Source organism: Curtobacterium sp. TC1, from assembly GCF_019844075.1.
Taxonomy (GTDB): Bacteria; Actinomycetota; Actinomycetes; order Actinomycetales; family Microbacteriaceae; genus Curtobacterium.
In genome coordinates, this window is record NZ_CP081964.1 from 1,878,346 (window position 1) to 1,890,727 (window position 12,382).

At 69.7% G+C, this 12,382-nt stretch carries 9 protein-coding genes; 5 read left to right on the forward strand and 4 right to left on the reverse strand.

What is annotated here, in order from left to right; all coding sequences use genetic code 11:
* Positions 1–182: 182 nt before the first annotated feature.
* Genes KZI27_RS10010 through KZI27_RS10020 form a run of 3 tightly spaced genes read left to right on the forward strand, consistent with a single transcriptional unit; the run spans position 183 to position 4,850 of the window.
* The gene (locus tag KZI27_RS10010; RefSeq protein ID WP_222660985.1) at positions 183–1,811 is read left to right on the forward strand and encodes a glycosyltransferase family 2 protein; all 1,629 of its coding nucleotides are present in this window, start codon (positions 183–185) and stop codon (positions 1,809–1,811) included.
* On the forward strand, positions 1,804–3,426 hold the full coding sequence (locus KZI27_RS10015; RefSeq protein WP_222660987.1) for a glycoside hydrolase family 26 protein: 1,623 nt from the start codon (positions 1,804–1,806) through the stop codon (positions 3,424–3,426). The genes KZI27_RS10010 and KZI27_RS10015 overlap by 8 nt, the downstream gene beginning before the upstream one ends.
* Entirely contained in the window at positions 3,423–4,850 is a 1,428-nt protein-coding gene (locus KZI27_RS10020; RefSeq protein WP_222660989.1) for a UDP-glucose dehydrogenase family protein, read from the forward strand. The genes KZI27_RS10015 and KZI27_RS10020 overlap by 4 nt, the downstream gene beginning before the upstream one ends.
* 361 nt (positions 4,851–5,211) lie before the next feature.
* On the opposite strand, the gene glnA is transcribed toward KZI27_RS10020, so the two are convergent.
* The gene (glnA, locus tag KZI27_RS10025; protein WP_123312781.1) at positions 5,212–6,636 is read right to left on the reverse strand and encodes a type I glutamate--ammonia ligase; all 1,425 of its coding nucleotides are present in this window, start codon (positions 6,634–6,636) and stop codon (positions 5,212–5,214) included.
* 140 nt (positions 6,637–6,776) lie between these two features.
* On the opposite strand from glnA, the gene KZI27_RS10030 reads away from it, so the two are divergent.
* Positions 6,777–7,232 carry an RDD family protein gene (locus KZI27_RS10030; protein ID WP_123312780.1) on the forward strand — a complete coding sequence of 152 codons (456 nt, stop codon included), beginning with the start codon at positions 6,777–6,779 and terminating at the stop codon, positions 7,230–7,232.
* Positions 7,233–7,562: 330 nt separating this feature from the next.
* Here the strand turns inward: KZI27_RS10030 and KZI27_RS10035 are convergent, their stop codons facing one another.
* Complete coding sequence (locus KZI27_RS10035; RefSeq protein ID WP_222660991.1) at positions 7,563–8,276, reverse strand: DUF4191 domain-containing protein; 714 nt, start codon at positions 8,274–8,276, stop codon at positions 7,563–7,565.
* A 128-nt stretch (positions 8,277–8,404) separates the two neighbouring features.
* Here KZI27_RS10035 and KZI27_RS10040 point away from each other — a divergent pair, with 128 nt between their 5' ends.
* A complete protein-coding gene (locus tag KZI27_RS10040; protein WP_222660993.1) occupies positions 8,405–9,220 on the forward strand; it encodes a hypothetical protein in 816 nt (271 codons plus the stop codon).
* A 105-nt stretch (positions 9,221–9,325) separates the two neighbouring features.
* Here KZI27_RS10040 and sucB read toward each other — a convergent pair whose 3' ends face one another.
* Both sucB and lpdA read right to left on the reverse strand, forming a co-directional pair.
* Positions 9,326–10,822, reverse strand: a complete 1,497-nt coding sequence (sucB, locus tag KZI27_RS10045) for a 2-oxoglutarate dehydrogenase, E2 component, dihydrolipoamide succinyltransferase (protein ID WP_222660995.1) — start codon at positions 10,820–10,822, stop codon at positions 9,326–9,328.
* A gap of 73 nt (positions 10,823–10,895) precedes the next feature.
* Positions 10,896–12,269: a dihydrolipoyl dehydrogenase gene (gene lpdA, locus KZI27_RS10050; protein ID WP_111086393.1), complete on the reverse strand. Its 1,374-nt coding sequence runs from the start codon at positions 12,267–12,269 to the stop codon at positions 10,896–10,898.
* Positions 12,270–12,382: the final 113 nt, after the last annotated feature.

The following is a 12,382-nucleotide window of genomic DNA, read 5'->3' on the forward strand; positions in this document are numbered from 1 at the left end:
GGGGGACCGCCGGTCCCGGCGGAGATGGGGACAAGTGTGTACCCCGTAACGCGTTCGAAACGCCCCCGGACGGGGGTCGCGTTGCGCGGGGGTTCAGGTTTCTGCGTCAATGGCATCACCCGAACCGACCCTGATTCCCCAACGTCGCGGAATCTCCACCTCGAACGTTGAAGCAGGGATCAGTGTTCACCTTCATTCTGCAGATCAGGCAGATGGTCGAAGGCCACCCCGAGTTCTACCTGTTCGCCGTGTACTCCGCGGTGATCTGGTTGCTCTGGTTGGTCAAGGTCGTCATCTCCGCCCGCTACCGCCCGTTCACCGGCACCTTCGTCGGTACCACCAGCGTCGTCGTCCCCGTCGTGGACGAACCGCTCGACCTGTTCCGCGACGTCATCGGTCGCATGGTCGAGCAGCGACCCGGCGAGATCATCGTCGTCATCAACGGCGCCCGCAACGAGGCGCTCGAAGCCGTCTGCGACGAGTTCGCCCCGCTCGTCCGCTGGACCCACACGCCCATCCCGGGCAAGCGCAACGCCGTCAAGGTCGGCACCGAGATGTCCAACGGCGACATCACGGTGCTCGTCGACTCGGACACCGTCTGGACCCCCGGCACGCTCGAGGAACTCCTCAAGCCCTTCGCCGACGAGTCCGTCGGCGGCGTCACGACCCGGCAGCGCATCCTCGAGCCCGAGCGCAGCTGGATCACGCGCTGGGCCGACTGGCTCGAGAACTCCCGAGCGCTGTACTCGATGCCCGCGCAGAGCGTCCTCGGGCAGATCGGCTGCCTGCCCGGGCGCACGATCGCGTTCCGCCGGAACATCCTCGTCCGGGTCATGGACAAGTTCATGCACGAGAAGTTCATGGGCGTCTTCCTCGAGGTCTCCGACGACCGCACGCTGACGAACCTCACGCTCAAGGAGGGGTACCGGACCGTCTACCAGTACACCTCGCTGGTCTACACGGACGCCCCGCTGCAGGTGAAGAAGCTGTTCAAGCAGCAGCTCCGCTGGGCCCGCGGCTCGCAGTACAACACGCTGCGCATGCTGCCGTGGATGCTCGGCCACGCCCCGGTGCTGGCGGCGTTCTTCATCACCGACATCATCCTGCCGTTCATGCTCTTCGGCGTGATCGCCGGCTGGGTCTACCGGGCCTTCACCGGACAGGGCGAGAACCTGTACCAGGGCATCCTGTCGCAGTACGGCTTCTCGACCGGCTTCGTCTACGTGGCCGCGCTGATGGTCGTGTCGTCGGTGCTCAGCATGGCCATCCGGCAGATGCGGCACCTGGCTGAGAAGCCGAGCGACTTCTTCCGTCTGCCGATGTTCATCATCGTGTCGACGTTCTTCCTGATGCCGATCCGGCTCATCGGCTTCTTCCGCCTGGCGCACGCGTCCGGCTGGGGGACCCGGGCCGGCGCCTACGCCGGCGGTCCGATGCAGGAGGAGGACCCGGCCGAGAGCGTCCAGCCGACCACCCCGGGCACGCAGATCCCGTTCAGCCCGATCGACGCGGCGGACCGCGCCCAGGCGCTCGACGGGTTCGTCCAGCTGCAGGGCACACCGGCCGGCGCCGCGCACGAGCAGGTGGCCGTGGACCGCGCGTTCGACGAGCTCTTCGGTGCCGACGCCACGACCAACTCCACCGCGACCGTGCTCGCGACCCGGCGCGAGGCAGCAGCGGCGTTCGCCGACCAGCAGCCCGCGGCCCCACGGACCGCCCCCGTGAAGGCCCGCCGCTACAACCCGTACGCCGCGATCCCGTACTGCATCGGCTTCGCGATCTTCGCCCTGGAGGCGTTCCTCATTGTCTGACATCATCCGCTCCTCGAGTACCTGGTGGGCGCAGTCGAGCAAGCACGCCCGCTGGACGGCCGTCGGCACGACCGCCATCGTCCTCGCCCTCGCCCTCATCACCTGGTCGGTCTGGGTCTCCCCGGCCGGCCCCGTCTCCACCGCCGTCCACCAGGCGCTCGGGGTCACCGCCCCGAAGGCCAAGAAGGTGTCCGCCGCCGAGCTGCAGACGCAGCTCGACGCCGCCCAGGACCGCATCTGGGCGCTCGAGGGCAAGCTCGACTCCCGCACGGCCCAGGCCGGGTCGCGCGGCGACCAGATCACGCAGCTCAAGGCGCAGATCGCGTCGCTCCAGTCCCAGCTCGGTTCCGCGAAGGGCTCGGGAGGCTCGTCCTCCGTCAACGCGTCGGGTTCCGGTGCGAACGGGGCCGGCACCTCGGGCTCGGGCTCGGGATCCGGGACCGGCGGGTCCGGTGGGTCCGGCGGGTCCGGTGTGTCCGACAACGGGTCCGGCTCGGGGAGCGGGAGCGGGAGCGGCTCGGGCGGCGGCTCCGGAGGGTCTGGCGGGTCCGACGGTTCCGGCGGCGGCTCCGGTGGGGTCACCAACCCGAACCCCGGCCCGTCGACCGACCCGGGCACCACACCCGTGGCGGTCCCGACCAAGGCGGACATCCTCGCGCAGCAGTCCCGCTGGTACGGCCTGTACACGGCGCAGTCCCCGTTCAACTGGTCCGAGTACGACCAGGTCTCGCAAGAGGTCGGGAAGGCGACGAACATGGTCGGCTTCTTCCAGGGCTTCGACCAGGACTTCAACCAGAACGCCGTCCAGCGGTCGTGGGCGAACGGGCGTCTGCCGATGATGACGTGGGAGTCGGTGCCCGCCAAGACGGGCAACGACCAGCCGTACGTCGAGGGCTACACCAACGAGGACGTCATCTCCGGCAAGTTCGACGCCTACCTGACGCAGTACGCCAAGGCGCTGGCGGCCAACGGCCAGCCGCTCGTCATCCGGTTCGACCACGAGATGAACGGTCAGTGGTACAACTGGTCCGAATCGGCGAAGCAGCAGAACGCCGCCGGCTCGTACACCGCGATGTGGCAGCACGTCTGGAACGTCTTCCAGGCCAACGGGGCGAACCAGTACGCCATCTGGGACTGGTCGCCGTCGCGCATCGACAAGCTCGGCAACGCGAAGTACCAGACGCTCGAGTACATGCAGAACTACTACCCGGGCGCCGAGTACGTCGACTGGGTCGGCATGAGCGGCTACTACCGTGACGCCACCGAGCAGCCGACCTTCGAGAACACGTTCGGCGCGACGCTCGCCCAGATCCGGCAGGTCGCGCCGGGCAAGGGCATCGTGCTCAACGAGATCGGGGCCACCGAGACCGGGGGCAGCGTCACGAACCCGCAGAAGACCCAGTGGATCGACTCGCTCTTCGACGCCCTGGCCGACCCCGCCAACTCGGACATCATCGGCTTCGCGTACTTCAGCGAGACCGCGACCACGATCGTCGACGGCACACGCACCACGAACGACTGGCGGCTCAACTCACGAGCCGACTCCCTGGCGGCCTTCGCCGAGGGCATCAAGCGCAACGACATCGACTACGACCTGCAGGAGGTCACGCCATGACCGCGTCCAAGAAGTCGCCCGACCAGGCCGACACCCGTCCCGCACCCGTCATCAGCGTCATCGGCACCGGCTACCTCGGTGCCACCCACGCGGCCGCCATGGCCGAGATGGGCTTCGAGACCATCGGCGTGGACGTCGACCCGGCGAAGCTCGCCGCACTGTCCGCCGGCGAGGTCCCGTTCTTCGAACCCGGGCTGCCCGAGCTCATCACGAAGCACGTCGCGAGCGGCAAGCTCCGGTTCACCGCTGACATCGCGTCGGCCGTCGCCGCCGCGGACGTCCACTTCGTCTGCGTCGGTACTCCGCAGAAGGCGGGCTCGCACGCCGCCAACCTGGCGTACGTCGAGAGCGCCACCCGCGGTGTCGCCGAGAACCTGACCCACCCTGGCCTCATCGTCGGCAAGTCGACGGTCCCGGTCGGTACCGCAACGCGGCTGCGCGGCATCGTCCGCGAGTTCACCCCCTCGGGGATCGACGCCGAGCTCATCTGGAACCCGGAGTTCCTCCGCGAGGGCAAGGCCGTCGAGGACACCCTGCACCCGGACCGCCTGGTCTGGGGCGGTGCGTCCGAGGCCGCCGACGCCGTCATCCGCGAGGTCTACGCCGCACCCATCAGCGAGGGCACCCCGGTCATCACCACCGACCTGGCGACGGCCGAGCTCGTCAAGGTGAGCGCGAACGCGTTCCTCGCCACGAAGATCTCGTTCATCAACGCGATCTCGGAGATGTGCGCGATCACCGGCGCCGACGTGTCGACCCTCGCCGACGCCCTCGGTCACGACGCCCGCATCGGCCGGAAGTTCCTGAACGCCGGCCTCGGCTTCGGAGGCGGTTGCCTGCCGAAGGACATCCGAGCCCTCATGCACCGCGCCAACGAGATCGGCGCGGGCCAGGTCGTCGGGCTCATGCAGCAGGTCGACGAGATCAACATGGGCCAGCGTCAGCGGGTCATCGACATGGCGATCGACTCGGCCGGGGGATCGGTGCTGAACCGTCGCGTGGCCGTGATCGGCGCCGCGTTCAAGCCCCTCACCGACGACGTGCGGGACTCCCCGGCGCTCAACGTCGCCGCCGCACTCCACCTGCGCGGCGCCCAGGTCACCCTCTGGGACCCCGAGGCGATGGAGCCGGCGAAGCGCTCGTTCCCGACGCTGAGCTACGCGGCGTCGATGACGGACGCGATCGAGGGCGCCGACGTCGTCCTGGTGCTCACCGAGTGGGACGAGATCATCACCGCCGACCCGGTCGCCCTCGGTGACCTCGTCGGCCGCCGCGTCGTGATCGACGCGCGCAACTGCCTCCCGGTCCACGACTGGGTCAAAGCGGGGTGGACCGTCCGTTCCCTGGGACGGCCCACGCCGGTCACGGGTGCACCCGTGAGCGTCGCAGCGGGGACGAACGACTCGTTGGCCACGGCTCGGTAGTCACCGTTCGCGAAGCGGGGTCCGTGCCGGGCGGCACGGGCCCCGTTCCCGTGCGCGCTGAGCCGTGCGGAAACGGGCGTACCGTGCCGAATCGGGCGTACCTGGTCAGAACTTCCGACCAGGTACGCCCGATCCCGCTTTCCAGTCCGGGTGAGCTGGGAAGGAACGTGCGTCGCGACCAGCCTGGAGGCCCGTCGCCGGCCCGCCGGACCGGCGCCGGGCCTCCAGGCGGTCGCCGCAACCGCCCACCCCGCCGAAGCGACACATTCCTGCGGATGGTTCGCGGCACACTGTCGCTGTCGCGACACACAGACGAAGGCCCCGCACCTGACGGTGCGGGGCCTTCGTGTGTCAGCGACGATCAGACGCCGAAGTACAGCTCGTACTCGAACGGGTGCGGGCGCTGGGCCAGCGGGAGGATCTCGTTCTCGCGCTTGTAGTCGATCCAGGTCTGGATGAGGTCCTCGGTGAAGACGTTGCCCTTCGTGAGGAACTCGTGGTCCGCCTCGAGGAAGTCGAGCGCCTCGTCGAGGGAGCCGGGGACCTGGGGGATGCCCTTGGCTTCCTCGGGCGGGAGCTCGTAGAGGTCCTTGTCGACCGGCTCGTGCGGCTCGATGCGGTTCTGGATACCGTCGAGGCCCGCCATCAGCTGCGCGGCGAAGGCGAGGTACGGGTTGCCTGAGGCGTCCGGTGCGCGGAACTCGATGCGCTTGGCCTTCGGGTTGGTGCCCGTGATCGGGATGCGGATCGCAGCCGAACGGTTACCGGCCGAGTAGACCAGGTTGACCGGCGCTTCGAAGCCCTTGACCAGGCGGTGGTACGAGTTGATCGACGGGTTGGTGAAGGCGAGCAGCGCCGGAGCGTGCTTCAGCAGACCGCCGATGTACCAACGAGCGAGGTCCGACAGGCCACCGTAGCCGTTCTCGTCGTAGAACAGCGGCTTGCCCTCCGACCAGAGCGACTGGTGGGTGTGCATGCCCGAACCGTTGTCGCCGAAGAGCGGCTTCGGCATGAACGTCGCGACCTTGCCCCACTGGTCAGCGGTGTTTTTCACGATGTACTTGAACTTCAGGATGTCGTCCGCGGCGTGGACCATCGTGTCGAACTTGTAGTTGATCTCCTGCTGGCCGCCCGTGCCCACCTCGTGGTGCGAGCGCTCGAGCTCGAAGCCCGCGTCGATCAGCTTGAGGGTGATGTCGTCGCGCAGGTCGGCGGTCTTGTCGACCGGCGACACGGGGAAGTAGCCGCCCTTGTACGGGGTCTTGTTGGCGAGGTTGCCGCCCTCTTCGTCACGACCGGTGTTCCAGGCGCCCTCTTCGGAGTCGACCGCGTAGAACGACTCGTTCTGGGTGACGGAGTAGCGGACGTCGTCGAAGATGTAGAACTCGGCCTCGGGGGCGAAGAACGCGGTGTCCGCGATGCCCGTCGACGCGAGGTACTTCTCGGCCTTCTTCGCCACCTGGCGCGGGTCGCGGCCGTAGATCTCGCCGTTCCGCGGGTTGTAGATGTCGAAGATCATGATGAGCGTGCGCTCGGCGCGGAACTGGTCCACGTACGCGGTGGTCACATCGGGGATCAGCTGCATGTCGGACTCGTGGATTGACGCGAACCCACGGATCGAGGAGCCGTCGAAGAGCTGGCCGACCGAGAAGAAGTCCTCGTCGACGGTCGAGGCGGGGATGTTGAAGTGCTGCTGCACACCCGGCAGGTCCGTGAATCGGATGTCGAGGAACTTGACGTCGGTGTCCTTGATGAAGGCCAGGACCTCGGAGGAATCGCTGAACATGGGGCCGATCTCCAATGGGTTGGGTGATGTCGGAGGCACCGATCAAGGCACCTCCGACGAGGCTATTGACACGGGGTTTCCCGGACATGACTGGATTGTTTCGGGCGTGTTACGGGCGGCCGGTCGCCTACGCTTGTCGCATGGCCAGCAGCTCCTCCAGACCGTCCGCGCCCTCCGAGCACCCGGACGGCTGGCCCGGCAAGGACCTGGGGCTGCCCGAGGACGGTCCCCGCAGCGTCGGGCGGATCGGACGGCGGATCGTCGCCCTGCTGATCGACGGAGCACTCGCCGACCTCATCGCCTACGTGACCGGGGTCTGGTCGCCGGTGAACGGTTCCGGGGACATCGCGCACTCGTGGGTGCAGCTGGCGATCTTCGCCGCGCTCCAGGTGCTGTTCATCTGCCTGCTGTCCGGCTCGTTCGGGCACATCTGCGTCGGTCTTCGCGTCGTGCCGATGCGCGGAGGCTACGTCGGGGTGTGGCGTCCGGTCGTCCGGACCGTCCTGCTCTGCCTGGTGGTGCCGGCGCTCATCATCGACCGGGACAGCCGCGGCGCGCACGACCGCATCGCCGGGACGGTGCTGGTCCGGCGCTGACCGGCGTCCCGTGCGGCTCGCCCTCGTGCGGCGGGGGTGCGGCGCACCGTGCGAGGTTCGTCGCCGGGGTGCGGCCGGGCCCTACGGCGCACGGTGCGAGGTTCGTCGCTGGGGTGCGGCCGGGTCCTGCGGCGCACGGTGCGAGGTTCGTCGGCACGTGCGAGGCTGCCCGCTCGGTGCAGCGCGACAGGCTCGCACCGAGCGGCCAACCCCGCACCCGGTAACCGAAGCCGCACGGTGCGCTCGGCCAGAGCCACCCGCCGCACGCACACAGAACGCCCCCGACCTGGCACGGTCGGGGGCGTTCTGCAGTGCGGCTCCGGGGACGGATCAGCGTGGACGGCCGGCGCGGGCCCGCATCGGGTCCATGCCCTTCGGGATCGCGGCCGCGGGGCTCTGCGTCAGGGAGTCGAGGCGGTTCGCGACCGCCAGGACCTCGTTGCGGTTGAGCGACTTCTTGAACTTGTTCATCGCACGGGGGAGCTTGTGCAGGGTGATGGTGTCGCCGCCGTCACCGACGCTGACCACGTGGACCGCGACGTTCGGGACGATGCGCTGCACCTTGCGGCGCTCTTCGTCGAGCTGCCGCTTCAGGTTGCCGCGCTGGCCCTCGGTGATGAGGACGACGCCCGGGCGACCCACCGCGCGGTAGACCGCGGACTGCGACCGGCCGTGCACGGCGACAGGCATCTCGCTCGAGCGCCACTGCCGACGCAGCGAGTTGGAGAGCACCGCACCGACGGCGCCGGGCTGCCCCTCGATCTGGGAGTACGCGGCGCGTTCGGCCAACCGGCCGAGGACGATCAGGAAGAGGAGCACGCCCATCAGGACACCGGCGACGATCCAGAGGATCATCGCGAGCCAGTTCTGGCCGGGGAGCACCAGCGCCAGCACGATGCCGAGGACGACCGGGCCGACGAATGCGAGGGCGAACCACCAGACCGACGACGGATCGGCCCGCCGGGTCATCTGGAAGACCTGGAACATCTGCTTGAGACGCCCCGGCTCCTTCGCCTTCGTGTCTGTGGAAGTGCTGCGTGCCATGCTGACAGGATACGGCCTCCGCGGTCCGGGGGAGACCGCAGCCGGTCCGGCTGTGCGCGAACACGCGTTGTCCACAGGTCGGGCCGGACGGCCAGGAGGCCCGACCCGCGTCCGACACGCTCGTCACCATGGACACGAGCACCGACCAGGGCACCCACGGCGCCCGGACCGACCGCTGGGTCGCGCAGGCCCACGACGCTGCAGCTGCCTCGTGGGTGGCGGACCGGTGCGCCACCGGGCACCGCCACCTGGTCCCCGTCTCGGCGGTCGGTCGGACCGTTGACGGCGCACTCGTGGTGCTCCTCGACCGCCCGTGCGGGACGCCGCTCCCGGCTGCGCTCGAACGGCTCGGCGCCCCGACGACCGGGGTCGCGGTGACCCTCTGCGTCCCGTTGCTCGAGCTGCTCGTCGCGGCGGTGGGCGGTGCGCTGCGGCTCGGTGTCGCGGGGATCGACGACGTCCTGGTCGACGACGCCGGCGCCGTCGTGCTGTGCGACCACCCGGCTGGGGCGGTCCGCGACGGCGCGGACCCGGGCAGCACCGACGCCGCACGCGTCCTCGTGCTTGCCGCGCGGGTGGTCTGGGACCGGGTGGACCCGCGCGATCCGTCGCGCGAGCAGGTGGACGCCGCACTCGTCGCGGCACTGGACGGTGACCGCACCGCGGCGAGCACGGCCCTCGACACGGTGCGGGGCGCTGCGCCGCCACGGCCGTTCCGGTGGACGCCACCCCCGGCCGACCTGGTGTTCGCGGAGTCCGACCCGCCGCTCGATCCCGGTGGCGTGGCGGCTCGGCTGCGCGCGGTCGTCGAACTCGGCATCCCCGTCGGCATGGAGCGACGCGTGCCGCTCCGGCGCGCCCTGGTCGGCGTCGTCGTCGCGATCGGCACGGTCGTCGCGGCCGTCACCGCGCTCGGTGCCGGTGCGCCGGGAGGTGGCGGGTGACGCCCCCGCCGACGACGAACGAGGACCGCTCCGGCTCCCCACGAACGGGAACGGCCCCGGCTCCCCACGAAGGGGAACCGGGGCCGTCGGCCGTGCTGCGGGGTGTCAGTACCCGAGGTTGGGGGCGAAGTTGCCCTCTTCCAGGCGGTTCTTCACCGCGACCAGGTACCGCGATGCATCCGCACCGTCGATGATCCGGTGGTCGTACGACAGCGCGAGGTAGACGAACGAACGGATCGCGATCGCTTCCTGGCCGTCGACCTTCACGACCGCGGGACGCTTCGTGACGATGCCGGTGCCGAGGATCGCCGACTGCGGCAGGAACACGACGGGGGTGTCGAACAGCGCGCCACGCGAACCGGTGTTCGTCAGCGTGAACGTGCCGCCGGCGAGCTCGTCGGGCTTGAGCTGGTTGTTCCGGGTGCGCTCCGCCAGGTCCGCGATGGACTTGGAGAACTGCGCCAGGTCGAGCGACGCCGCGTCCTTGATGACCGGGGTCAGCAGGCCGCGCTCGGTGTCCACCGCGATGGAGACGTTCTCGGACTCCGGGTAGACGATCTCGTCACCCTCGACCGTCGAGTTGATCTTCGGGTGGGCCTTGAGCGCCTCGGAGGCAGCCAGGGCGAAGAACGGCATGAAGGAGAGCTTCGAACCGGTCTTCTCGAGGAACTCCGCCTTGTGGGCGTCGCGGAACTGCGCCACCTTCGTGACGTCCACCTCGACGACGCTCGTGAGCTGTGCGGTCGAGGTCATCGACTGCACGGCACGCTCGGCCACGACCTTGCGCAGGCGGGTCATCTTCTCGCGGGTGCCGCGCAGCGGCGAGACCTCGGCGACGAACGGGCCGGACGCGGCGGCGGGTGCAGCTGCACCACCGGCGGCCGGGGCCTTCGCGACGGCCGCGAGCACGTCCTCCTTGCGGATGCGCCCGCCGACACCGGAGCCGGTGACGGTGGACAGGTCGACGCCCTGCTCGTTGGCGAGCTTGCGGACGAGCGGCGTGACGTAGCCGGAGGCTGCGCCGTCCTGCGACGGGTTCGGCACCGCGGCGGCGGTCGTCGCGCTGGGCGCTGCGGCCGGTGCTGCGGGGGCGGGGACCGCGGCCGGGGGAGCCGGGGCGGCGGCGGGCGGCGGGACCGGGGCTGCCTGCGGAACCGGGGCGGCGGCGGGCGGCGCGGACGGTGCCTGCGGGGCTGCAGGCTGCGTCTGTCCGGCCGGAGCCGGCTCGGGCTCGGTGGGCTCCGGGGCGGGGGTCTCGGACTCCTGCTCGGTGCTCGGCTCGGCCTCGGGGGCCGCTGACTCGGCGGCGGCCTCGTTCGAGGACTCGTCGGACGAACCGGCGTCGGAGGACCCGGAGTCGGACGAGCCATCACCGATCTTCACCAGCGCGGTGCCGACCTCGACGGTCTCGTCCTCCTGGACGAGGATCTCCTCGATGACGCCGGCGACGGGCGACGGGATCTCGGTGTCGACCTTGTCGGTCGAGACCTCGAGCAGCGGCTCGTCGACCTCGACCCGGTCACCGACGTTCTTCAGCCATCGGGTCACCGTGCCCTCGGTGACGCTCTCGCCGAGCGCCGGGAGGCTGACGGATTCGCTCATCGGGTGGACTCCTCTTCGCGGGGGGTTGCAGTTGTTGTTGATGTCATTGTCACAGGGCGCGGACTCGTGCGGGTCACAGCGCGTGCAGCGGCTTGCCCGCGAGGTGCATGAACGCCTCGCCCAGCGCCTCGTTCTGCGTCGGGTGGGCGTGCACGAGCGGAGCGATGTCCTCCGGGTACGCCTCCCAGTTCACGGCGAGCTGCGCTTCGCCGATGAGCTCGCCGACGCGGGCGCCGATCATGCTGACGCCGACGACGGGGCCGTCGACGACGCGGACGACCTTGACCGAACCGGACGTGCCGATGATGTGGCTCTTGCCGTTCCCGGCCAGGTTGTACTCGTACGAGTCCACCTTGTCGGCGCCGTACTCGGCCTCGGCCTTCGCCTGCGACAGGCCGACGGAGGCGACCTCGGGGTCGGAGTACGTGATCTTCGGGATGTTCTTGTCCTCGATGACCACCGGGTTGAGCCCGGCGATCTCCTCGGCGACGAAGATGCCCTGCTGGAAGCCGCGGTGCGCGAGCTGCAGGCCGGGGACGATGTCGCCGACCGCGTAGACGTTCGGCAGGTTGGTGGCGAGGCGCTCGTTCGTGGTGACGAAGCCGCGGTCCATGGCGACGCCGACCTCGTCGAAGCCGACGTTCTGCGTGACCGGGCCACGACCGACGGCGACCAGCAGGACGTCGCCGTCGAAGGTCTTGCCGTCCTCGAGCGTGACGACGACGCCGTTCTCGTGCTGCTCGACGCCCTGGAACCGGACACCCAGCGAGAACTCGATGCCGCGCTTGCGGAAGGCGCGCTCGAGCTGCTTCGACATGGACTCGTCCTCGGCGGGGACGAGGTGGGGGAGCGCCTCGACGATCGTGACCTCGGCACCGAAGGACTTCCAGACGCTGGCGAACTCGACGCCGATGACGCCGCCACCGAGGATGACGACCTTGTTCGGCACGTAGTCCATGCGCAGCGCGGTCTCGGACGTGATGACACGCCCGCCGATCTCGAGCCCCGGCAGAGACTTCGAGTAGGAGCCGGTCGCGAGCACGACGTTCTTGCCGACGATGTTCTGGTCGCCGACCTGCACGGTGTTCTGCGAGGTGAGTCGACCCCAGCCCTCGACGACGGTGATGCCGCGGGCCTTGATGAGGCCCTGCAGGCCCTTGTACTTCGAGGTGATGACGCCCTGCTGGTACTCGATGACCTTCGGGACCTCGACACCGGCGAACTCCGCGATCACGCCGTACTTCTCGGCGTCGCGGGTCGCGTCGGCGACCTCGGCCGCGTGCAGCAGCGCCTTGGTGGGGATGCAGCCACGGTGCAGGCACGTCCCTCCGAGCTTGTCGCCCTCGATGAGCGCGACGCTCATGCCGAGTTCGGCGGCCCGGAGCGCAGCGGCGTAGCCACCGCTCCCGCCACCGAGGACCACGACGTCGTAAGTCTGTTCCGTCACCTGGTGCAACTCCCTCGTGCGTGTCGGGCCGATCGGGCCCTACGTGGACACCGCGGGGGCGGCGTCCGACGGTCGGACCGCGTGGTTCCGGTCCCGTCCCGTGCAGTACCGGT